23 protein-coding genes and 1 pseudogene are annotated in these 21,475 nt (G+C 45.3%); 9 read left to right on the top strand and 15 right to left on the bottom strand.

Annotated elements, in window-relative coordinates:
• The first annotated feature begins 123 nt into the window (after window positions 1-123).
• Window positions 124-306: a hypothetical protein gene (locus tag Q0238_RS08415; RefSeq protein ID WP_297945029.1), complete on the top strand. Its 183-nt coding sequence runs from the start codon at window positions 124-126 to the stop codon at window positions 304-306.
• Window positions 307-973: 667 nt separating this feature from the next.
• On the opposite strand, the gene yaaA is transcribed toward Q0238_RS08415, so the two are convergent.
• Window positions 974-1,705 (bottom strand): peroxide stress protein YaaA, encoded by a 732-nt coding sequence (yaaA, locus tag Q0238_RS08410; protein ID WP_297945027.1) that lies wholly within the window; start codon window positions 1,703-1,705, stop codon window positions 974-976.
• Window positions 1,706-1,832: 127 nt separating this feature from the next.
• Here yaaA and Q0238_RS08405 point away from each other — a divergent pair, with 127 nt between their 5' ends.
• The 7 genes from Q0238_RS08405 (at window position 1,833) to Q0238_RS08375 (ending at window position 10,072) form a co-directional block, all read left to right on the top strand.
• Window positions 1,833-3,392 carry an anthranilate synthase component I family protein gene (locus Q0238_RS08405; RefSeq protein ID WP_297945024.1) on the top strand — a complete coding sequence of 520 codons (1,560 nt, stop codon included), beginning with the start codon at window positions 1,833-1,835 and terminating at the stop codon, window positions 3,390-3,392.
• A 307-nt stretch (window positions 3,393-3,699) separates the two neighbouring features.
• Window positions 3,700-5,313 (top strand): anthranilate phosphoribosyltransferase, encoded by a 1,614-nt coding sequence (gene trpD / locus Q0238_RS08400; protein ID WP_297945022.1) that lies wholly within the window; start codon window positions 3,700-3,702, stop codon window positions 5,311-5,313.
• Entirely contained in the window at window positions 5,314-6,435 is a 1,122-nt protein-coding gene (locus tag Q0238_RS08395; protein ID WP_297945021.1) for a DNA adenine methylase, read from the top strand.
• A complete protein-coding gene (locus Q0238_RS08390; protein ID WP_297945018.1) occupies window positions 6,419-8,218 on the top strand; it encodes a hypothetical protein in 1,800 nt (599 codons plus the stop codon). The genes Q0238_RS08395 and Q0238_RS08390 overlap by 17 nt, the downstream gene beginning before the upstream one ends.
• A gap of 62 nt (window positions 8,219-8,280) precedes the next feature.
• The gene (locus Q0238_RS08385) at window positions 8,281-8,469 is read left to right on the top strand and encodes a hypothetical protein (RefSeq protein ID WP_297945014.1); all 189 of its coding nucleotides are present in this window, start codon (window positions 8,281-8,283) and stop codon (window positions 8,467-8,469) included.
• A gap of 33 nt (window positions 8,470-8,502) precedes the next feature.
• Complete coding sequence (locus Q0238_RS08380; protein ID WP_297945011.1) at window positions 8,503-9,153, top strand: hypothetical protein; 651 nt, start codon at window positions 8,503-8,505, stop codon at window positions 9,151-9,153.
• Between the two features lie 463 nt (window positions 9,154-9,616).
• Window positions 9,617-10,072, top strand: coding sequence for a hypothetical protein (locus Q0238_RS08375; RefSeq protein WP_297945008.1), 456 nt, complete (start codon window positions 9,617-9,619; stop codon window positions 10,070-10,072).
• 297 nt (window positions 10,073-10,369) lie between these two features.
• Here Q0238_RS08375 and yedE read toward each other — a convergent pair whose 3' ends face one another.
• Window positions 10,370-11,431: a YedE family putative selenium transporter gene (yedE, locus tag Q0238_RS08370; RefSeq protein ID WP_297945005.1), complete on the bottom strand. Its 1,062-nt coding sequence runs from the start codon at window positions 11,429-11,431 to the stop codon at window positions 10,370-10,372.
• Window positions 11,432-11,917: 486 nt separating this feature from the next.
• Between yedE and Q0238_RS08365 the strand changes: the two genes are divergently transcribed.
• Window positions 11,918-14,008 carry a TonB-dependent receptor gene (locus Q0238_RS08365; RefSeq protein WP_297945001.1) on the top strand — a complete coding sequence of 697 codons (2,091 nt, stop codon included), beginning with the start codon at window positions 11,918-11,920 and terminating at the stop codon, window positions 14,006-14,008.
• A 219-nt stretch (window positions 14,009-14,227) separates the two neighbouring features.
• Here the strand turns inward: Q0238_RS08365 and Q0238_RS08360 are convergent, their stop codons facing one another.
• The 13 genes and pseudogenes from Q0238_RS08360 to Q0238_RS08300 form a co-directional block, all read right to left on the bottom strand.
• Window positions 14,228-15,379 (bottom strand): hypothetical protein, encoded by a 1,152-nt coding sequence (locus tag Q0238_RS08360; RefSeq protein WP_297944998.1) that lies wholly within the window; start codon window positions 15,377-15,379, stop codon window positions 14,228-14,230.
• Window positions 15,380-15,389: 10 nt separating this feature from the next.
• Window positions 15,390-16,136 carry a tryptophan synthase subunit alpha gene (trpA, locus tag Q0238_RS08355; protein WP_297944995.1) on the bottom strand — a complete coding sequence of 249 codons (747 nt, stop codon included), beginning with the start codon at window positions 16,134-16,136 and terminating at the stop codon, window positions 15,390-15,392.
• A complete protein-coding gene (trpB, locus tag Q0238_RS08350) occupies window positions 16,129-17,310 on the bottom strand; it encodes a tryptophan synthase subunit beta (protein WP_297944992.1) in 1,182 nt (393 codons plus the stop codon). The genes trpA and trpB overlap by 8 nt, the downstream gene beginning before the upstream one ends.
• A gap of 220 nt (window positions 17,311-17,530) precedes the next feature.
• Window positions 17,531-17,932: a hypothetical protein gene (locus Q0238_RS08345; protein ID WP_297944990.1), complete on the bottom strand. Its 402-nt coding sequence runs from the start codon at window positions 17,930-17,932 to the stop codon at window positions 17,531-17,533.
• A gap of 45 nt (window positions 17,933-17,977) precedes the next feature.
• Window positions 17,978-18,130 (bottom strand): hypothetical protein, encoded by a 153-nt coding sequence (locus Q0238_RS08340; RefSeq protein ID WP_297879800.1) that lies wholly within the window; start codon window positions 18,128-18,130, stop codon window positions 17,978-17,980.
• Window positions 18,131-18,151: 21 nt separating this feature from the next.
• Window positions 18,152-18,370 carry a hypothetical protein gene (locus Q0238_RS08335; protein WP_297922152.1) on the bottom strand — a complete coding sequence of 73 codons (219 nt, stop codon included), beginning with the start codon at window positions 18,368-18,370 and terminating at the stop codon, window positions 18,152-18,154.
• A 206-nt stretch (window positions 18,371-18,576) separates the two neighbouring features.
• Window positions 18,577-18,969 carry a phytanoyl-CoA dioxygenase gene (locus Q0238_RS08330; protein WP_297944987.1) on the bottom strand — a complete coding sequence of 131 codons (393 nt, stop codon included), beginning with the start codon at window positions 18,967-18,969 and terminating at the stop codon, window positions 18,577-18,579.
• 92 nt (window positions 18,970-19,061) lie between these two features.
• On the bottom strand, window positions 19,062-19,334 hold the full coding sequence (locus tag Q0238_RS08325) for a colicin immunity domain-containing protein (RefSeq protein ID WP_297944984.1): 273 nt from the start codon (window positions 19,332-19,334) through the stop codon (window positions 19,062-19,064).
• Between the two features lie 21 nt (window positions 19,335-19,355).
• Window positions 19,356-19,628, bottom strand: coding sequence for a hypothetical protein (locus Q0238_RS08320; protein WP_297944982.1), 273 nt, complete (start codon window positions 19,626-19,628; stop codon window positions 19,356-19,358).
• 46 nt (window positions 19,629-19,674) lie between these two features.
• Window positions 19,675-20,154, bottom strand: coding sequence for a hypothetical protein (locus tag Q0238_RS08315; protein WP_297944980.1), 480 nt, complete (start codon window positions 20,152-20,154; stop codon window positions 19,675-19,677).
• A 92-nt stretch (window positions 20,155-20,246) separates the two neighbouring features.
• Window positions 20,247-20,807, bottom strand: a complete 561-nt coding sequence (locus Q0238_RS08310; RefSeq protein ID WP_297944977.1) for a hypothetical protein — start codon at window positions 20,805-20,807, stop codon at window positions 20,247-20,249.
• A 3-nt stretch (window positions 20,808-20,810) separates the two neighbouring features.
• Window positions 20,811-21,143, bottom strand: a complete 333-nt coding sequence (locus Q0238_RS08305; RefSeq protein WP_297944973.1) for a hypothetical protein — start codon at window positions 21,141-21,143, stop codon at window positions 20,811-20,813.
• An 85-nt stretch (window positions 21,144-21,228) separates the two neighbouring features.
• Window positions 21,229-21,475: pseudogene (locus tag Q0238_RS08300) on the bottom strand (hypothetical protein); the annotation flags it as partial.

The following is a 21,475-nucleotide window of genomic DNA, read 5'->3' as shown; positions in this document are numbered from 1 at the left end:
ATTTTTGATCCTTAAAATTTGAAGCGAAGTTTATAGCTTTAAAATTTAAAGCTTGCTAAATTTGCGGAATTTTGGATTTAAAAGCGGGAAATTTGCGGGATTTTGAGGCGGGGAATTTTGATTATGGAATTTTATGCTTTGGATTTATGGAATTTGGAAATTTATGGGATTTTAAAGTGTAAAATTTCAGAGCGCGAAATTTTAATTGCAGAATTTTGGCTAGAAACTTTATGCGCCGGGTTACTAGAGTTTGTAGCGGAGGCATATTTTACTGCGTTTGCAGATTTTTGGAATTTCAAAGCGTGAAATTTTGGCTCAAAATTTTATTGTAACGGAACGTAAGCCATAATTTCGGCTTAAAATTTTATACGGGGCTAGCCTAGTCCGCATCTGTTTTATCGCGGCCTTGCGGTAGAATTTTGGATCGGAATTCTGCGCTTATACTGCGGCGGTTTAGCGTAAATTTGGATTAAAATTTTACGTTTAGATCGCGGCGCCGTATCTTTGCCTCGATTAAATTTCGACGGAATTCTATCGCGACGAAATTTCATACGGCAAAATTCCGCACGGTAAAATTTCAGTCAAAATTCTACGGCGAAATTTTCGCGCTCCGTATCCTAAAAATCGCCGCAAAACCGGTGCAAAGCCACGACAAGATCGCCGTAAAATTTTATGCGGAGCAGGCAAACGCAAAGAGCGTAAATTTATTCTGAAAAATCTTTGCGGTAAAATTTAGCCGCCAAAAGCTCGTTCAAAGCCGTCCAAAGCCCGCTAAAAAAGTGTCAAAAGACTAAAAAGCCGCCGCCGCAAAATCCTCGCGATAAAATTTTGCCCGCAAATTTTTCCGGGTAAAACTGCTTTGGATGGGGGCGGGATTTGAACTCGCGGCAAATTTTCCGGGCTAAATTTTACGCAAAAATCCGCATTAAACCTGCAAAATTTATCGTAAATTTCTCCGAGCGGATTTTGCTCCTTATGAAATTTCCAGCACGATCTCCTTTTTTAGCCCGATCTGTTTGATCTCGAGCACGGAAGCGCCGCCCAAACGCAGCGCAAGTACCTCAGCCTCGCTACAAGCGCCCGCAATAGCTATTTCGCGAAGCACCTTGCCGCGCCAAGCCTTGGCGTAGTGGCTCAGCACCTTGCCGCCTTTGATGAAACTAAAACTCAAATATTCGCGCTTCATCTCGTAAAATTTCTCGTAAAATCCCGCGCGCAGATCCACGACGCACTCATCTGCCAGATACCGATCCAGCGCGGCAGAGAAGCTATCGTGATAAAATTTCGCCGCGTCTATGCCGCTGAATTTTTCGCCCTGCTTGAGTTTGTAGTTCGGCAGCACGTCACCGCCCAGCACGGGGCCGAAAAGGTTTGAAAAAATTATCGTGTTTTGCTCCGCAAACTCCTGTGCGCCGGGGCTTAGCGACGCGTAGCCTAGGGCGCGATACGCGGTGCCCGTGTAGCGCAAAAGCGCCTTCGCGCAGCCTTTTTCAAAGATATTTTCGCGCAGGGTCGCGTCCCATTTTTTCAGCCCGAAAAGCTTGCAAAGCTCCGCCTCGCTTGCTTTATCCACAAAATCCGCGTAGGCGCGCAGCATCTGCAGGCGCTTTTCGTAAAGATCTGCAAAGATGAAATTTTGCTCGCAAATGCGCGTGTCGCCGCCCAGCTCGCTTTTCATCTCGCTTGGGGAAAATAAAATTTTCATACGCTCTCCTTAAAATTTGCTCATTTTACTAAAATTTTGCTTGCATTCAAGCCCGCCCAGGCTCGCGCCACCCGCTCAAATTTAAGCTAAGCAGCGTATAATGGCGCTAAAAATTCCAAGGACGAAAATGCTTTTAGAAGAGCCGCTTTTTTACTACCGCGAAATTTTAAAGACGCATCCGCAAAGCTACCTCGCAGAGGACGACGCTCAGGTCATCATCGGCATCGATTGCGATTATTTCGACGGATTTAAGATGAGTTTTGAGGCGCTAAAGCTTAAATTTGATGAGGTAAAAAGCGCAAAAGCGGGCGCAAGCGAGTTTAAAAACGCGAGCTTTGCCGGGCTTTTCGGCGTTTTGGGCTACGACATCGTGCGCGCATTTGAAAATATCGGCGCACCGAAGCAGGCGCTGTATGACTTCCCGCCGTTTTTTTACGCCGACGCCGCAAACTACCTGCACTACGATAAAATCAGCAAAATTTACGATTTTTACGGCAAAGACGCCCAAATTTACGAAAGTCTGCGCGGGCTTAGCTCGCAGGCTTCACAACAGGCCGCCGTCGAAACAGCAGGCGCGCTCCAGAGCTCCGCAAGAGCGGACGCCGCTATAAAAGGCGGATCGAAATCGCAAGCCGTGGCGAAGTCCGAGCCTAAGAAAAAAGAGCTTAAATTTAAAATTTTAACCGATCTGGGCGCCGAGGAGTCGCATTTTAGCGCGATGGTCGAGGCTGCAAAAGAAAAGATAAAAAGCGGCGACGTGTTTCAGGTCGTGCTGGGCGAAATTTTAGAAGTCGGCACGAATCTGGGCAGCTTGGAGTTTTACGAGCGACTCAAAAAGAACAATCCGAGCCCCTATATGTTTCACTTCCCGACGCCGTACGGCTGCGTCGCGGGCTCCAGCCCCGAGCTGATCATGGAGATCAAAAAGGACGAAATTTTCGTCGCTCCCATCGCGGGCACACGCAGCAGAGGCGCGAATGCCGAAGCGGACGCGGCGCTCGAGCGCGAGCTTTTAAGCGACGAAAAGGAGCTTGCGGAGCATCGGATGCTGATTGATCTAGCTCGCAACGACATCGGCAAATTCGCCACACCCGCCTCGGTGCGGGTGCAAAACGCGATGCGCGTCGTGCGCTACGAAAGCGTGATGCACATCGTAAGCGAGGTTTACGGCAGTAAGCCGCGCGGGGTAAGCGCGTTTGAGGTACTCGGCACGATCTTTCCTGCGGGCACGCTAAGCGGCAGCCCGAAGATCCGCGCGATGCAGATCATAAACGAGCTGGAGCGCTACGAGCGCGGCATATACGGCGGCGGAATCGGGTTTTGGCGCTTTAACGGCGACGTGATGCAGGCGATCTTGATTCGCTCGGCGATCTTCGTAAATCGCGGCGAGGCGCAAAATTTACCGGCTCGCGCAAGCAAATGCGACGCGACGTTAAATTTAAAAGCTCGCGCAGGCGGCGAAGCGCTAAATTTAGAGAGCAAGCCGAGCTTTAGCCGCGCGATGCGGTTTGAGGTCGCTAAATTTAGCGCGGAGAATTTCGGCTGCGAAGGGCTAAACAATCTCGTATTTATCGGAGCGGGCGCAGGCATCGTTTACGACAGCTCGCCAAAGAGCGAATACGCAGAGATCTGCAAAAAGCGCAAAAGCCCGCTCAAGGCGATCGAGGAGCTATGCGAGGAAGTTTAGATCCTTTAAATTTAGCTAGCCTGACGCGCCGCTTTTCGGTGCGAGTTTGATTCCGCTAAATTTAAAAGCGTGTCGCTGCTAGGACGTTTAAATTTAACGGCGAGCTTCATTCGGCGCCGCAAAGCCGAGATATTTATCGGCTGCAACGCCGCGCAAGCTCGCGACGCAGTAATGCCGCACGCGGGCAGAATTAAATTTAGCCCGCTAGCGGCGCTAAACGGCGCTAAATTTGTCCGCTGCAAAGCGGTTAAATTTAAACTATTTAGAATTTTAAAGAGGCGCAAACGCCCTAAAAAAGGATAAAATTTTGATTTTAATGATAGATAATTACGACAGCTTCGTTTTTAATATTTATCAATACATTTTGGAGCTAAGCGATGAGGAGGTGCGCTACTTCCGCAACGACGAGATAACGCTGCAGCGGGTGCGCGAGCTTGCCCCGTCGCACATAATCCTAAGCCCAGGGCCAAATCACCCAAAAGACAGCGGCGTCTGCCTGGATATTTTGCGCGCGGATTTGGACGTGCCGATTTTGGGCGTGTGTTTGGGGCATCAGGCGATCGGATACGCGGCGGGCGCGGAGATAAAGCAGCTGGAGGTGCCGCTACACGGCAAGAGCTCGACGATCGAAATTTACGCAGATGGCGTGCTTTTTAGCGGGCTGCCGCGTAAATTTAAAGTGATGCGCTACCACTCGCTTTATGTGGATGAAGCTACGCTGCCGAGCGAGTTTGAAATTTTAGCAAAGAGCGAAAATGACGGCATTATAATGGCGATGAAGCACCGAAGTAAGCCGGTTTTCGGCATTCAATTTCATCCCGAGAGCTTTTTTACTCAATACGGCAAAAAGATCATCGAAAATTTCATCAATTACGGCAAAAAGATAATTTTGAAGGAGAAACTCGTGGTAAATTTCGCCCCGTTTATGTTGAAGCTACAAAAGGGCTTCCCGCTAGATAGCGACGATTACGCCGTCATTTGCAAGGCGCTTTATGAGCAGGATTACGACATCGTGCAGCTTGCGGGGTTGCTCGTGCTGATTAGCGAAAAATCGCTCTATCCAAGCAGCCTTACGGCGCTCGTGCGCAGTATCCTAAAATACTCGATCACCTACGACGATCCGAGCCCGATGTTTGACATCGTAGGCACCGGCGGCGATAGGCTAAGGACGATTAATATCTCTACGACCGTGGCCTTTATCGCGGCAAGCTTCGGCGTGCGCGTCGCCAAGCACGGCAACCGCGCGATTACTAGCAGATCGGGAAGCTCCGATGCTCTGGATGCCCTGGGCGTGCCGCTACTTAGCGATCTTGCGCAAATTAGGGCGCTGTTAGATCGCACGGGGCTAGCATTTTTTCACGCGCCGTTTTTTCACAAGATCACCGCCGAGGTCAAAGAGGTGCGAAACCGCCTAAAAATCGGCACCGTCTTTAATATAATGGGACCGCTTTTAAATCCAAATTTGAGCCTAAGCAATCAGATCGTGGGCAATTATCTGGAGGAAGTAAATGGGCTCATAGCCGAAACGCTGATGATTTTGAGACGCAAGCACGCTCTGGTGGTACACGGCATGGATGGCATGGATGAGATCAGCCTGTGCGACGAGACGCTAATCCACGAGATCAAGGACGGTAAAATTTTAGAATACCGCGTAAATCCCGAGCAGTTCGGCTTCGCTCGCGCATTTCACGGCGATATAGAAGGCGGCGACGGCGAGGCTAACGCCGAAACTTTAAAGCAAATTTTAAAAGGCGAGCTTAGCGGGCCGAAATTTGATATTGTCGTGCTAAACGCGATGTTTGCGCTATACTGCGCGGATGTCGTATCAAGCCCTGCGGAGGCTAAGCCGCTCATTTTAGAGGCGATCAAATCTGGCAAAACGTGGGAATTTTACGAAAACTACGTAGGGGCGAGAGCTTAGATGGCTAACGGCGAAAAGAGGGAGTTTTTAAGCGAGCAGCTCATCAGCTATCTGGGCAACAAGCGCTCGCTGCTAGTGCCGATAGAGCGTGCGATCTGCGAGATTAAGGCGGAGCTTGGGCGGGACAAGATCAGCTTCGCGGACGTCTTTAGCGGCAGCGGCATCGTCGCGCGCCTGGCCAAAGCGCACTCAAACCTCGTGATTGCAAACGATCTGGAGGGCTACTCGCGCGCGATAAACTCCTGCTATCTTTCAAATTTTAGCGACGAGCTGTGGCGAGACTTGAGCGAGCTACACGCTGAAATTTTAAGAAATTTCACGCCGAAGGAGAGCTTTTTTAGCGAGCTGTACGCGCCGAAGGATGATGAGGATATTAAAGCGGGCGAGCGCGCTTTTTACACGCGCCGAAACGCCCTGATTTTGGGTGGGCTCTGCGAGCAGATAAGCAAAATCCCGCAAAAATTTCGCGATTTTTTCGCCGCGCCGCTGCTTAGCGAGGCGAGCATCCACTCAAACACGGGCGGCGTTTTTAAGGGCTTTTACAAGGACAAAGCGGGCGTGGGAAAGTTCGGCGGCAGCGGCGAAAACGCGCTAGCTCGCATAATGGGCGAAATTTCCCTGCGCCTGCCGGTACTTTCAAATTTCGCCTGCGAAAGCGCGGTCTTTCAAGAGAATGCCGCGCGCTTCGCAAAGAGTGCGCGCGAGCGCTTTTCGCAGCTTGACGTCGCGTATTTTGATCCACCCTACAATCAGCACCCCTACGGCTCGAACTATTTCATGCTAAATTTGATCACGGATTTTATAAACGATGGCAAGCGCCCAAATGCTGCGGGGCTTAGCAGAGTTTCTGGAATCCCCGCGGACTGGAACCGCTCGGCTTACAACAAAAAATCAAGTGCTGCGGAGGAATTTTTCGCGCTGCTGGCGGAATTTCCGGCGAAATTTTTAATAATCTCTTTTAATTCCGATGGCTTTATCTCGAAGGCGGAATTTTTAAAAAACCTCGCACACATAGGCTCTGTGCGCACGATAGAGATCCGCTATCCGACCTACCGCGCGAGCAGAAATTTAAACGCGCGCGAGCTTTACGTGACGGAATTTTTATATGTCGTACAGAAGTAAGATTAAAATTTGCGGCATCAAAAGCGCCGCCGAAGCCCGCGCCGTGCTGGCGTGCAGCTTGGCTTTGTGCGCAAATTTAGAGCGCGTGGACGATGCTAAAAATTTACCGCAACCAGGCGGCGAGAACTCGATAAAAAAGTCTAATTTTTGCTACGAAAATTCTGGGCGGAATTTTAATTCGGATGTCGAGAATTCTACGCGAAATTTCAATTCTGCCAATAAGAATTTTGCTAAAAATTTTAATCAGGGCGGCGAGAATTCCGCATGCCGCACGCAAGATCACGCAAATTTTACGTGCGAGCAGAATTGTGATTGCGATAAAAATTTCAGAAGCGGTTCGCGAAGCCATGGCGACAACTCAGACGTGCGGGTGGAATTTTTAGGCGTGATCTTCGTGTCAAGCTCCAAACGCCGCGTCAGCGTAGAAACAGCGCGCGAAATCGCACGTATCGCGCACCAAAACGGCGCAAAGTGCGTCGGGGTTTTTGCTTTGAGCTCCGAAAAACACGGTACCGCCGCGTGTGAATGTAAAAATTTTAGCGGCAAAACTCGCGGCGAAGAAATTTGTGAAAATAAAATTTACGCGGGCACTAGCGGAAGCGTAGAATTTTATGAAGCCGCGGAATTCTGCGAAAAGCAGCGCGAGGATTTGAGCGTAAATTTAAACGCAAACCCTGACGCACCTGCTTCGATAAAAGATCTAAATTCTGAAATTTTAGATACGGAAGCTTTAGACGAGGAGCAAATTTTAAAAATTTGCAGCCTTTGCGAGCTGGACTGCGCTCAGATTTATGGACGCATAAGCGCGGATTTCAAAGCACGTCTCAACGCAGCAGGCATAGAGGCGTGGCAGGTGCTAAGCATTGGCGCCGAAATGCCGCCGCTTGAGGGTTTGAGCTGTGATCGGATCTTATTCGACGCCAAAGGGGCGAACCTGGGCGGCAACGGCATGAGCTTCGACTGGGATCTGCTGCGACGCGCAGGGCTTGGCTGCGAAGGACAATACAGCGCGGCGCGCGATGAAAAAAACTGCGCGGGCAGCGCAACTCAAAGCATAGACGACACAAAATACGACTCGGCTAGCGGGCACTGCGATACGCAAAATAACGCATCAAGTGACGAAAAATGCTATGCAGCAGGCACGGCTCAAGACTCAGACGGCGTAAGGAGCTATCTTAAGCATAGCGCGATCTGTAGCGGATATAGCGAGGAGAATTTAAAGCGCGACAAAAACGGCGACTGCAACAATTCTTGCGTGGAGCATAGCGAAAACGGAAATTTGAAGCTCAAGAGAGTAAGCAACGTGTGCTGTGCCTCTAATAGTAATGAAGTGAGTGAGCGTGCACATGATATTGTTCGATCGAGCAATACAAAACAAGAAACGAACGCCGATCGTCGCGCCGCAAAGAATGACGATGAGTGCAAATTTAGTGCGTGTGCTACCGCTCGACTGAGTGGTGTAAGACCCACAAGCGAAGGCGTCAATGATCAAGGCATAAGAGACTATGAGGCGGGCGCGCCAAATATTTCAAATGACGGCGGCGAAGTAGGCAAGCTGGGTGCCACAAAAGATGATAGCGCGAATAAGCATGACGCTGCTGCTAAAAGCGGCACGATCTCTTTCATCCTCGCAGGCGGCATCGGCGCGCAAAATATCCGTGAGGCACTCGCACTGCACCCATACGCTATCGATCTAAACAGCCGCGTGGAGGACGCGCGAGGCATTAAAGATTCACAAAAGATAAGCGAAATTTTGCAAATTTTAAAAAATGCGCAAGGCTGATCTCCGTGTGCAAACTCGCGCAATAGTTATATCTAAATCAAGCGTGTATAAGGAGGAGCCAAATGCATAACGACGAAATTGCTAGGTTTGGCATAAGCAAAACGCGGTATGATAAAAATATAAAGGATTTCTTACAAAATAAAAATTGCGATAAGCGAAATTTGGCGGGTGGTGGGCTAAAATTTACGAGCGATGGCAGGCAAAATTCTATAAATGCCAGCGAGCAAAATTTTACGAATGTCGTTGAATAAAAATCGCCAAGCGATCTCTCTTGCGCCGCTGATATGCCATCGCAAAATTTTAAAACTCAAGCTAGAGATTACGACAAAGAACCGATAACTATAAAAGATAATTCAATAGAGATGATTAAATTTTATTCGCCATTTCTGTATTTTCTTAATTTCATAGATTTTGGAACAAGGCAAGACTCGCCGAGATCCGTTAAACGCTGGCTAGGGCTCCCAAGTAAATTCGGTACCTGTTATATAAAATTTAAAAATTCAGTTATCGAATATTATTCCGAGAAAAAGAGAGCGACCCTATACTCTATAAATTTATCCGAAATAATTGCGATAAAACGCACCTTTGGGCCATCCACTTTTAAAATGACAAAAAAAGGTAAAATTTCAACATTTTTTGTCGCGTTCGCATGGATAACCCTTTTATCTTTGGTAGTAACTTTTAAAAATAAAATTTCTTATGGAATTTTAATTGTGCCGATCTCCTTATTTTTGGCGTTTGCGCCCTTAATCATATTTAGATTTAAGAAAAATTTGGGATTTGACATAGGAAACGACAGCCTTATTTTTATGAGCAATGGTAATTATATCGAAGCAAGCATATTAACAAGTAAAGAATACAGGGAGCTAAAAGCCTATTTTCTACTCAAAACAGGGAAAAATTTAGATAAAATCCGGCCGCAAATTTTTGTGTAGGATATAAAGAATAAAAGATGAATAGAAAACAGAGGCTCGAAGAGCTAAAAAAATTCTAAATGAACGGCGTCAAAATTTAGAGCAAGGCTCAAGGCAGAATTTTGACGCCAAAAATTCCGATAGTAAGAATTCTAAATTTGAAAAATCCACGGATGACTCTACGATAAATACAAACGAAAAACCTAGCAAATTTGAACAAAATCCGAGTGACGCTCGTGATTATAATAAAGAGCCTTTAGTGCTCAAAGATAGGACGAATTTTTATATAGTTCTTGCTACGGTATGCACGCTTGCGATTATGATTTTTATGTATTCATACGAACCCAATCAAACTAGATATAATCAGCTTTTTATAGTATTTCCATTTTTCGGATTGCCTATAATAATGGAATATTTTACAAATTTTTACAATAAGAAACTTGTAAAATTTTATAATGATCGAGTTACTTATTATACAAATAAAATGCCCGAAAAAACTATATTCTTAGATGATCTTAAGTATGTAAAAAGAGCCTATTTTGCAAGAGATAATGAGTGGCTTAGGAGGCAAGGCGCTTTTTATAGATTTCTCTTTAAATTTGAACCATACACTACGATAATCGCTTTTTTATTAATCTGTATATTGGTATTGGCTATCGACGTAAGAAAATATATAGAAACAGGTAGTTCCAGAGTATTTTTCATATCTATACTTGCATTTTTGTTTTTATTCATCTCAAAATTTATATATTTTTTGGTTTTTAAATTTCAACTTAGACTTATATTCTACGATAATATAATAATCCGAGGCAAGGATAAAGATATCGCCTTTACGATAGAAACTATGGACGACTACGTTAGGATAAAAGAATTTTTTATGAAGACAAAAGGCATTGATTTGGATAAGACCCAGCACCACGTGTGGCTGGATTTTAATTAGCAATTAAAAGCTTTAGATGAAAGAAACCGTAATCAGAGAAGCCTTTAAATTTTAAAATTTAAAGGAGCGGCTCTTAAAAATTGATCGTAATCTTTCTTGCGCGGAATCTATTTTATCATTTGCTTTATCACGTTATGAATACAGCTACAAATTCTTAAATTCCACTTCCAGCTGCTTGCGCCAGTCTTACAGCGAGCGCTCTGCTCCGGCAGCGTATTTATTTATAAGTACGCCGCTAGAGCTTGACTAGATACGCCGCCTCTGTATTCGATTGATCTCTGAAATTAAATATCAGCCTTAAGCGCCGCGTCTTTGAAAAATCCCCACGTAAAGCGCGAAAACAAAACCGATCGCGACCGCGTAAGGAGCGAACTCGGTGATGCCTTTAGCCGAGCTTGCTAGCAAGAAATTGTGCGCGATCGCAGCGCCAGCCGCCATGCCGATGACGAAGACGCCCGAGCTTAAATTTCCCGTGCCGGCCTGCACCAGATGCTTACCCGGGCAGCCCTCGCTGAGGCTAAAGCAAAGTCCTGCGAGCACCATGCCTAAGAAATTCCAAACGAAATCGTTGTGTGCGATAGGCTGGCCGTCAAAGCCGAGTTTGTATTGCCCAAACGCGATATTTGCGATGCTTGCAAACACGATGACGCTTAGTACGCCCCAAAACATCGAGAAATCACCGCGGAAAATTCTACCGAACGCGCCGACGCTACAAAATTTGCTTCTATGCATTAGGGCGCCCACGATAATGCCCGCAGCCAGCGAGATGCCTACCGCAGCGTGTTGCGCGCCGGGACCTTTAGCGGAGATAAAAAGCGCGCCGCCCTCGCCCGTTTTGAGTCCGAAGACCAAGGCTGCAAGCAGCGCAGCGCCCAGTAGCACGGGCAAAATTCCGATCGCGCCGCTAAGTCTTGCCTCTTTGCTCGCCTCATAGCCGCGCTTTTTAAGCAAAAACCCAATGAGTACGCCGCAGATCAGACCCGCTAACCCGGCTAACGCGGTCAAATCGCCGCCGCCTAGGCGCAAAAACGCGCGCCAAGGGCATCCCAAAAACACAAGGCAGCCGATCATCGCGAAAATCCCTAGGAAAAATTTTGCAAACGGCGAGCTGCCGGTAACCGGCGCAAACTCGTGCGTCCAAAGCACGCTTGCTAAAAAGCCGCCGAACACGAGCCCTATGATCTCCGGGCGGATGTATTGCACCGCGCTAGCTCGGTGAAAGCCCAGCGCGCCCGTGGTATCGCGCAAAAAGCAAGCGACGCAAACGCCCATATTACCCGGGTTTCCGAAATGCACCAGCGTCGCACCCAGCACGCCTAGCACGGCGCCTGCGATGATGTACCATTTAACGTTATTCATGAAAAGATCCTGAAATAATCTAGATCGACCGATCTCTTAGGCGCGATTTTATCCTTTGTAAAATAAAAAGTAAATAAATTCCGATCTAAATTTGCGAAAAGCGAAATTTTAAAATCGCGCGGGCGGCCGCTAAATTTAGACGCAAACGAATCTCGAGCGTTCAAATTTAGACTCTTTGCTGTGGTAGAAATGCCGAATTTAGCCGCTCGATTTCGGCGCAAACAAATCGCAACGAGAAGCTAAAGCGCAGAGGCGGTCAGACGAAACGCGATGCAAACAGGTGCAAGCAAAACATAGCCCAGGCGCAGGAGCGGCGCGGACAGGGTGCGGATAAGACGCAGCCAAAACGCAGAAATGGCTCAGACTAGGTACAATGCTTGCTGCCAATAAAAACAAATTTCAAATATTTTTGAAATTAAATTTCAACCTTATTTAAGTATCTAGATATATAATAATGTATTTCAATTTTATTTTAAAGGTCGAGGCATGAAAAAGCAAATTTTATTGGTGCCGCTTGCGATAGGCACGATAGGCGGAGCGAATGCGGCCGAAAACAACGCCACAAAGTCGCAAGATCTGGGTCAAATCGTCGTGCAAGCGACGTTAAGCGCGGTCGATAACCTAAAATACGCGGGCTCGGCCGGAATTTTAACCCCCAAGGATATGAAAGCCAAAACCAACGTGATCGATTCGATCATGCAGATACCGGGCGTTGACGGCAGTATGGATATGGGGCGTCAGATCGGCAGGCAGTTTCAGATACGAGGATTTGGATATCAAAGCGACGAGCGCGTCATCATCAAGCAAGACGGCGTGCGCAGAAGCGCGGGGATGTACTCAAATATGATCTCATCCTTCCGCACCGATAGCGACATCCTAAAGCGCGTCGAGGTCATAAAGGGCGCCTCGTCCGTGCTGCACGGCTCGGGCGCGATCGGCGGTATCGTAAATATGCAAACCAAAAGCGCGAGCGATTATCTAAGCGAGGGCAAAAGCGTAGGCTTGATGCTAGGACAGAGGCTTGAATCAAACAATATGCATAGCACGCGCGGCGCAATCTACGGCAAGGGAGAGGAAATTCCGATCGACGTTTTACTCTACGGTAAGCGCGCAAACTACGGCAATATCAAGCTCGCAGACGGCGGCACGCACTACGCCCTGGACTACGACAAGAGCTTTAATAACGAGCATATCGATACTGGATTTTTTAAGATCGGCGCGAATTTGGACGATCACCGCATAAGCTTCAGCGCCTTTGATTACGACGAAAATTTACACACGATGTGGCAGACACTATGGCAAAATGATGCAGATCTCTTCGTAAGCGGAGATTTAAGCCAGAGAGATTACGTTTTTGATTGGAGCTTTACGCCGCAAAGCCCGCTAGTGGATATGTCTTTTAAGGCCTACAAAAGCAGAGCCGAGTATAAACGCGGCTACATCGACGGCGCAACTACCGGCAGCTACACGAACAAAGACGATCGTAAGGGACTAGAGATCAAAAATATCTCGGAATTTGATACGGGCTTTTTAAATCATAGCTTCGCTTTCGGCGGCGATTATGAAAATAGGCAGGAGGATGCGATCTTTATCCGAAACGGCGTGCTATCGGATTTTGCCTCCTTTCCAAATGAATACAATAGCTACGGGCTTTTCGCACAGGATCTGATCCGCTTGCACGATGATTTGGAGCTTACCTTAGGCGGTAGATACGATAGATTCGATCGCGACATCAAAGGCAGACCCGCTAAATTTAAAGATTCGAGATTTTCTCCGCGCGCGGCGATTGCCTATACTCTCTTTGATAAATTTACTCTTTTAGCGGGATACAGCGAGAGCTTCCGCGCACCTACGCCGCATGAGACATCGCAAAAAGGACCAATCAACCGAATGTATTATTACATCCCAAATCCCGATCTAAAGCCCGAGACCGTCAAAGAATACGAGGTCGGATTTAGTTTTAAACAGGATGAAATTTTTACGGACGATCACTTCAATATGAAATTTATCTATTTTAACGGCAATATCAAAGATATGATTGACGTTAAGCCGCTACCGCATCTGGGCGTACCGCCGGGCGGCTTTTCGCAACAATACGGGCAGTATCAAAATATCGATCAAGCCAAAAGGCATGGTTTTGAGCTAAGCTCAAACTACCAAACGCAGGACTTTGATTTCGGCGCGAGCTTCGAGCGACTTAGAATTTACAATAAAAAGACGCATGAAAACATAAACAATCACGCCAAAAAGCTAAGCGCACACGCCTTCTACTCGCCTCTGCACGATCTAAATTTAGGCTTTGAGGTAAGCCACTACTTCAAACCTCATTCTAAACCCGCTTCCTATTTCGCTCGCAGAACGGAATATTTTTACGTCGATAAAGCCTTTACGATCGCAAATTTCAGAGGAAGCTACAAGATCAAAAACGGCATTATTCCGGCCCTTGACGGCGCGGACGTGAGCTTCGGCGTAAATAATATTTTCGACAGACACTACATCAACGCAAACCGCACGCGAGATACTTTGGCAGTCGGCGCGGGGCGAAATTTCTACGTCGATCTGGAAGTAAGATTTTAGATTAAATTTTTGCGGCGAGGGCGCGGGTTAAATTTTAAAACTTACCCAGCCTTCGCCCCTCTTTCGTTTTAAATTTAGGCCTCATCGCGACCTTTTGGTGATAAGGCTTAAATGTGGCATAAATTTCTAGAGCTGTAAAATTCCGCAATTTTTAAAATTTAACAAACTGCAAAATTTTATGGGTTGCAAAGCCCGCAAGTTACGAAATTCCACGCCTCATCAATCGATAGCGTTGGAGCTTTTTAGCACCACTAGATGTTTTTTGCCCGCGAAGCTTAGCACTACGGCTGCATTATTTTCGTCGATCTCGCGCACAAGCTCTACTCGCACATCGCTAGGTCTTGCGGTATCCGAGCTAAGCAACTCATTTTCTAAAATGCTTTTAAATGCCGAAACTTTAGGCTCTTTTGCATCCGATCTCTCTTTTGCTCCCTCGCGAAATTCCATCGTGCCACTATCGACAGGGCTTACTTTAAGCGGCGAAATTTTATCCGCTGTGCCTATATTCTCGGCGCTCTCATAGTTTTCGTCCGCCCCCATAGCTTCCGAACGCTCGGCACGCGCAACCTCATCGTAAAATTTATCGCGCATGCTCTCTTCGTCCACACTCTCGCCTCTGAAAAAATCTGCGCTATCTACGTTTTTTGAGTCGTTAGAATTTTTGGAATTTAAAGCAGAGGCTTCATCTTTCTTCGCAAACTCTTGCGCGTCAGAATAATTGGTAAAATTTGCGTTCTTTGATCCGCTCTGATTTTTAAAAGAGGAGTCGTTTAAAATTTCATCCATGCCCGCTTCGTCCACGTCAGCGCCCTCTATGCTAGCGTCGTCTTCAAAGACCCGCCATGTCTCGTCGATACTTTTTTGCGGCTTGTGCGATAAAAATTTTCGCACGCCGACGAAAGACGCAGCCGCAAGCAGTAACGCTACGATTATCGGCATCACGGAAACCCCGCCGCTACCGCTTTGCGCCGTTTCATTCGCCTCGCTCTTCACGCTCATCTTGCTTTGGTCGAAAGCAGGGTTTTTTACGCGTAAAATGAGCTTTAAATTGCCGTCTTGAGTAAGAGCATCGACCGATAGATCGGCTCCTGTGGGGAAATTTATCTCGATATCCTTGCCTTTGGGCGCAATCGTAAAGCTTTTTAAGACCTTTTGATTGGTGCGCATTTCGTTAAATTTCTCATCGCCGCCAAGCCCTTTTAAAATAAGGCTCATCGACTGCCCATCGACACGGCGCACGATGTCAGGTTTGTATGCGGAGTCAAACGCCAAGGCGATGTCGACGCTGTCGTCGTGGTTGAAAAGATCGTATTGCATCAGATTGGCGCCGAGGCAAAAATTTGCGATTAAAATCAAAAATATCTTTTTCATGCTCTTTCCGTTAATTAAAAAGTTCGGCGATCTTATTTTGCAGCTCGCGCCCGCCGTAGTTAGCGCATAAATTTACGATTGCGGTGCCAATGATAGCGCCGTCTGCGTATTCTTTCGTAGCGCGAACGTCGCTAGAGCTGCGAATACCAAAGCCGATCGCTACGGGCAGATCGCTCATCTTTTTAAGATCTGCGACCATATTTTTTAGGCGCAAAATCGGGGTTTGCTTGCTTCCTGTCACGCCGATAGCGCCCACGCCGTAGATGAAGCCTCGCGCGCGGCTCAAAACTCGTGCGGCGCGGTGCTCGCTCGTAACGCTAATAAGCGGGATGAGCGCGATACCGAACTCCTCGCAAAGTGCAAAAATTTCCTCATTTTCCTCATACGGCAGATCGGGGATTATCAGTCCACTGATGCCGTAGCGCGCCGCCTCGGATACAAATTCGCGCGCGCCGTAGGCAAAGATCACGTTATAATAAACCAAAAACACAAGCGGCTTGCGCGTTTGCACCCCTTTTAAAATTTCAAATACCTTCTCCGCGTTTACGCCGTTTTGCACCGCAGAAAAGCTCGCCTTAAAAATTTCAGGGCCGTCTGCGAGCGGATCGGAATACGGGATGCCGATCTCAAGCAGATCGATCACGCTTTCGTCTAAATTTGACAAAAACTCCTTCGTGTGCGCGGGGCTCGGATAGCCCGCCACGATGTAGCCGATGTTTGCCTTTTTGCCGGCAAAGGCCGCCTTGATCTTATCCATAAATCGTTCCTTTTTTGTAATTCATCACGGTATCCATATCCTTATCGCCTCTGCCGCTTACGTTTACGACGATCGTTTTTTTGCCCTTTAGCTGCGGACAGAGCTTTTGCAAATACGCTAACGCGTGCGCGCTTTCGATCGCAGGGATGATGCCTTCGAGCCTGCAGAGCAGTTTAAGCGCCGTGATGCACTCATCGTCGGTTACCGCTTCGTATTTTGCGCGACTTATCTCGTGCAGATGCGCGTGCTCAGGACCCACGCCGGGATAATCAAGCCCCGCCGAGATGCTGTGAACAGGCTCGATCATGCCGAATTTATCCTGCAGCACGATCGTTTTCATGCCGTGGATGATGCCCGCGCGCCCGTTAGTGATGGTCGCTGCGTGATAAGGGGTTTGTGCGCCCAAGCCGCCCGCTTCGACGCCGATGAGTTGCACAGCGGGATCGTCTACGAACGCGCTAAAAATTCCTATCGCATTGCTTCCGCCACCCACGCAGGCTAGAACGTAGTCGGCTTTAATCCCTTTACTTGCGAGCTGCGATCTGGTCTCAGTGCCGATAACGCTCTGAAATTCCCTAACCATCTTAGGATACGGATGCGGTCCGACCGCCGAGCCGATGACGTAAAATACGCTCTCAATCTCATTTACCCACGCCTGAATCGCCGCAGTGGTCGCCTCTTTGAGCGTTTTAAGACCGGCGCCGATTTTGATTAAATTTGCACCCAAAAGCTGCATCCTAAAGGCGTTGAGCTGCTGGCGCGCAGCGTCGGTCTCGCCCATATACACGTCGCACTCTAGCCCAAATAGCGCCGCTGCCGTCGCCGTCGCCACGCCGTGCTGACCCGCGCCGGTTTCTGCGATAATCTTTTTTTTGCCCATTTTTTTGGCGAGCAGCGCCTGCGCTAGGGCGTTATTGATCTTATGAGCGCCCGTATGATTAAGATCCTCGCGCTTTAGATAAATTTCATGCCCGTAGTGCTCGCTAAGGCGCGCGGCGTGATATAGCGGCGTCGGACGCCCCGCGTATTCGCGCAGCAAGTAACCTAGCTCATCTTTAAATTCCTTCGTCTGCGCTATGGTGTTGTACGCATCCTCAAGCTCCTCAAGCGCAAACATCGCCGTTTCGGGCACGAACTGCCCGCCGAAACTCCCGAAATACGCCTTTTTATTCATCCTATCTCCTCGCATTAAATCGCAAGATTATATAAAATTTCGCGTTAAATTTCGCTTTTTTGACGACGTCTTTTGCGGCACTCTTCTAAATTTATCGGATATGCAGCCGCAAAAAACGCGCGGCACAAAATAGTAAATTTTGAAATTTACACTTCAAATTGCGGCTAATGTTTTGCTTGATAAGCAGCCCCAGCTTCGTAAATTTGAATAATTTGTGAATTTATTTGCTTTCATTGCCAATATCGCTCTTTTTAGAATTACCGATAGGGCAAATTATATTGTTGGTATCCGTGAGCCTTAATTTTTTCCACTCTTCAAAACTATTAACTCTAATCAGATTATGTGGGATCTTTGACGATCCATCAATGATCTCAAGGCACTCGCTCGTCTCTCTTTTAAAATACTGCATAATAAGGTAATTATCGTTATTTTCCAAAGCTTTTCTTATACATTTTGCTTTTAACTCAACATAACCGCTATTGCTTAGAGAATTTTTTGAAAAAAGCCTCATTGGAGCGCACTCACTAATTATTTCCATATAAATCATACGAAAAACAAAAAACGATATAATCAGCAAAAATGGTAATAGGATAATATTTTTGTATCGTTTTAAAAATTTCATTTTATTTCCTTATTTAGAATTTTTATATTTTGTGGATAAAAAACCTTAGTCTTTGTGTTTTTTGCCGCTTATGCCTATACCTGCTGCTATAGAGCTTGATTTGCTATTGCTTATGCCATTATAATATCTATTAATATCTATAGAAGCCCAGGCGCTTAGGTATAGCAGCAGAGTAAATACATATAGGATAAATTTCATTCTGCTAGGTCTAATCCGAGTCTAATCATAGTTAAAGCTATATGGCTTGTAGCCGAAAATATGCAAGGTCTTTAAAGCGAGTTCCCTGACCTCTATCCAGGATTTGTTCTGATATACTAGATAGTCATAAGTATCTCCCTCTAGCAGGCTTTGATCTTTAAAGTATCTATCTATGAGCTCCATAAGTTCTCTTAACGCATCCCTCTCATATGGCAGGAAGCAAAATTCAAATTGTTCCAATAGGGCATTTTTACATTCGGTATATAGAAATTCTATCATTTCCGATGGGCTTTCGTAATATTCAACCGCGGGATGAATCAAATGATCAACTTGATATTCCAAAGAAGCCATACGGCATAGATTAACCATAAGCCCGCTTTTCCTAAATATCTCTTTTCCGTTAATTTGCATTTGGGTTTCCTTTTATTATATATGGTTTCTCGGACTTAATCATAGTCGAAGTCACCTAAATCATAGCCGAAAATATGTAAAGTTTTTAAAGCTAACTCTCTGACCTCTATCCAGGATTTGTTCTGATAGACCAAGTAATAACCATCTTCTTCCCCCTTTAATATACTGTCGTCTTCAGTGTACTTATCTATGAGCTCCAAAAGTTCTCTTAGCGCATCTCTCTCGTATGGCAGGAAACAAAATTCAAATTGCTCCAATAAAGCATTCTTGCATTCATCATATAGCCAATCTACTATTTCGTCTGCCAATACATAGTAGTCCTTTGTTGGATGAACGATATATTTGTCCTGATATTCCAAAGAAGCCATTCGGCTTAAATAAAACATAAGACCGCCTTTCTCAAATATCTCTTTTCCGTTAATTTGCATTTGGGTTTCCTTTTATTGGGATATGAGTTTGCCCGCATTATATCGTAATATATTTTTAAAATTCTCGCAGAAATTATCATTTTAAAAAACTACTATTTTAAAAGTGCAATTTGTTTTAAGGTCTTTTTCGCGCACTCCCTTAAATCCTCTTCGCTTAATGAATCCCCTACCGTATCATCACTCCTCAACTCTTCGTCTGGTTCGAATTCATCGATATCGGTAAGAAGCCTGTTTAGCGGCTCATAATATTCATCGGGGAAATTTTTATCATTCATAAATTTATCCCAATATATCTTTTCGAATTCAAATACGTTGATTCTATTTTGCAAAAAATCCTCTATTATTTTTATATATTCCTCTATCATTGACCCTCTTTTGGTATATTTTTAATCGCCCGTCGCTTTAATACTTAGAACCAACCATAAATTACTATCGATATTCACGCCTTCGCATAAATTTTTTATAATTGTTAAGTCGTTAGAAGAAATTTTTATATCATATTCATACATTTGGACCAAAAAATCTTCCAGCGCTATACCATATTCTCCAGCTTTAACCAGCTCTTCCAAATAAATTACAAAGTCGCGCCGACCGACTCCCGCAAATTCATCTTCGTAATTACGGAACAAATTTAAAAATATCGAATTGCCATGTCTCATTCACTACTTTCCTTAAATTTATTTATCACTGCTACCTCATAATCTTCTAGCTTCGAATTTCTATTTGAATATCAAGCAAGTCATCGTGATCTGGGTATTTAGCGGTTTCTGAGAGCGTAAATTGTATCACGTCTAGCAACTGCCTAGCCAGATCGCTGTATTTTTTCTTGAATGCATCAAAATGTAAGAAAATTAGCTTTAAATCGTCTCGAACGCCCTGCTTATTTTTTAACCCATATCTCGAGTTTTCTTCTTTTTCTTCGATGTATTCGCTATAGCTTTCCCATTCGTCCTTATCTTTATATTGCTCCCATTCTTCCTCGCTGTAGTCTTTCCATTCTTTAAATCGTAGAAACCAAAAGAAGTCCGCGAATGCATCAGGACCGATACGCAGCGGCAAATACAACTTTTCGGATAAATATGAGTATAACTTATGCTCTATTTCTTTGGGGCAATAATTATGCCACTCATCAATATATCTTCTGTCTTTTTGCAACTCGTCAAAGTCAATCACTACTTCTATCATTTTTCCTCACTCCAACTATGCTAACGCATATTTTCTTAAAATTCTAAAAATCAAATAAGCATAGATTAACGCAAACTCGCCTTTATTAAATTTTAGTATAAATCAGACCAAAAAGGCACATACGGGCATTTTCCGACCGGCTCAAGAGGATTTTTACTAAATTCTCTCAAAAAGTAGTCATATAAATTTTTCCCATAATAAATGACGTCGGTATAGTGTATAGATAAGACCGGCGGATCCGGTAATTTAAGACACGGCATATATCTATGAGAATATATAGGTATAATCTTAGGTGCAATTTTGGCTGCTTCTAGTATAATGGCTCGCTTGCGAGATTTGTCTTCGGGCATCGGACCCCATTTTTGCGTATTCCAATAGTTCTCATTTGGAAAAATTTCATCAATAGGATCGTTTTTTAAGTACTCAAAGACGTAGTTCATAGCCTGCTTTATCTCCTTTATATTTTCATCGCTAAAGTCTCTCCAATTATAAAATTCTACCGAAATAGGCAATGTATATGACAAAAAATCTCTTAGGCTTTTTGGAAATTTAAACTCATAAATTTGCTCTATTTTGTCTATTTCGCTCTCTTTCAAACCATCGCTCAATTCTATGCCGCTCTTTTCTAGAAGATCTTTTATTTGCTTATACATATTCTATTTTATCCTTATAAGGCTTTTAATCGTAGTCGAGGCCATCAAGTTCATAACCAAAATTTGGATTGTTTTTAGAGCTAGTTCGCGTAGTCCGCAAAAGGTACTATTGTGGTATATAAAGTCTTCGTAGTCTGCCATAGAAGCCCTTCCCTCTTCCTCCCAAAATTTTGAATCACACTCCGTAAATTTATCTAGCATTTTAACTATCGCTTGACGCTCCTCTACGCTGAAATAAATTCTGTTTGATTCCACTAGGGCTATTTTGCAAGCGTTCTCGCAGTCTCCTATTAAATCTATGCACAACAAATACTTATCCTCTGTTGGGTTGAGCATATATTTTTCTTGACATTCCAATGAGGCGAGGCAGCATAATTCTTTTAATAATCTTTCTTTTATTGACATTTTATTCTCCTAAATTTTATATTCCGTACCACTTAGTTACATTTCCTTCTTCGTCGATATCGACCTCTATGTGTTTGTATTTATTGTAAAGGCTCGGAATCAAAATTTCATCATAATATTTTTTGCCGCATTCTGTGATAAACATATACATATTATGATGGCACCACCGATTAGGCTCTTCCCAAAAGGCGCAGTCTGCGCGAATATAATTTTTTAGAGGTTCGTATGAGCGGGCTACAAAATTATCTAAATTATAAAAGAAA

Source organism: uncultured Campylobacter sp. (genome assembly GCF_938045775.1).
GTDB lineage: Bacteria > Campylobacterota > Campylobacteria > Campylobacterales > Campylobacteraceae > Campylobacter_B.
Note: the sequence above shows the minus strand (reverse complement) of the source record. Positions and strands in the feature narration are given on the sequence as shown.

Excerpts from the sequence above, each read along its gene's own strand:
- yedE (WP_297945005.1), bottom strand. The coding sequence starts at position 11,431 with ATGAATAACGTTAAATGGTACATCATCGCAGGCGCCGTGCTAGGCGTG.
- trpA (WP_297944995.1), bottom strand. The coding sequence starts at position 16,136 with ATGGATAAGATCAAGGCGGCCTTTGCCGGCAAAAAGGCAAACATCGGC.
- Q0238_RS08315 (WP_297944980.1), bottom strand. The coding sequence starts at position 20,154 with ATGATAGAAGTAGTGATTGACTTTGACGAGTTGCAAAAAGACAGAAGA.
- Q0238_RS08405 (WP_297945024.1), top strand. The coding sequence starts at position 1,833 with ATGCTTTTAGAAGAGCCGCTTTTTTACTACCGCGAAATTTTAAAGACG.
- Q0238_RS08390 (WP_297945018.1), top strand. The coding sequence starts at position 6,419 with ATGTCGTACAGAAGTAAGATTAAAATTTGCGGCATCAAAAGCGCCGCC.
- Q0238_RS08310 (WP_297944977.1), bottom strand. The coding sequence starts at position 20,807 with ATGTATAAGCAAATAAAAGATCTTCTAGAAAAGAGCGGCATAGAATTG.
- Q0238_RS08345 (WP_297944990.1), bottom strand. The coding sequence starts at position 17,932 with ATGAAATTTTTAAAACGATACAAAAATATTATCCTATTACCATTTTTG.
- Q0238_RS08340 (WP_297879800.1), bottom strand. The coding sequence starts at position 18,130 with ATGAAATTTATCCTATATGTATTTACTCTGCTGCTATACCTAAGCGCC.
- Q0238_RS08375 (WP_297945008.1), top strand. The coding sequence starts at position 9,617 with ATGCCCGAAAAAACTATATTCTTAGATGATCTTAAGTATGTAAAAAGA.
- Q0238_RS08305 (WP_297944973.1), bottom strand. The coding sequence starts at position 21,143 with ATGCTCAACCCAACAGAGGATAAGTATTTGTTGTGCATAGATTTAATA.
- Q0238_RS08380 (WP_297945011.1), top strand. The coding sequence starts at position 8,503 with ATGCCATCGCAAAATTTTAAAACTCAAGCTAGAGATTACGACAAAGAA.
- Q0238_RS08330 (WP_297944987.1), bottom strand. The coding sequence starts at position 18,969 with ATGCAAATTAACGGAAAAGAGATATTTGAGAAAGGCGGTCTTATGTTT.
- Q0238_RS08395 (WP_297945021.1), top strand. The coding sequence starts at position 5,314 with ATGGCTAACGGCGAAAAGAGGGAGTTTTTAAGCGAGCAGCTCATCAGC.
- trpB (WP_297944992.1), bottom strand. The coding sequence starts at position 17,310 with ATGAATAAAAAGGCGTATTTCGGGAGTTTCGGCGGGCAGTTCGTGCCC.
- Q0238_RS08415 (WP_297945029.1), top strand. The coding sequence starts at position 124 with ATGGAATTTTATGCTTTGGATTTATGGAATTTGGAAATTTATGGGATT.
- Q0238_RS08325 (WP_297944984.1), bottom strand. The coding sequence starts at position 19,334 with ATGATAGAGGAATATATAAAAATAATAGAGGATTTTTTGCAAAATAGA.
- Q0238_RS08365 (WP_297945001.1), top strand. The coding sequence starts at position 11,918 with ATGAAAAAGCAAATTTTATTGGTGCCGCTTGCGATAGGCACGATAGGC.
- Q0238_RS08360 (WP_297944998.1), bottom strand. The coding sequence starts at position 15,379 with ATGAAAAAGATATTTTTGATTTTAATCGCAAATTTTTGCCTCGGCGCC.
- yaaA (WP_297945027.1), bottom strand. The coding sequence starts at position 1,705 with ATGAAAATTTTATTTTCCCCAAGCGAGATGAAAAGCGAGCTGGGCGGC.
- Q0238_RS08385 (WP_297945014.1), top strand. The coding sequence starts at position 8,281 with ATGCATAACGACGAAATTGCTAGGTTTGGCATAAGCAAAACGCGGTAT.
- Q0238_RS08320 (WP_297944982.1), bottom strand. The coding sequence starts at position 19,628 with ATGAGACATGGCAATTCGATATTTTTAAATTTGTTCCGTAATTACGAA.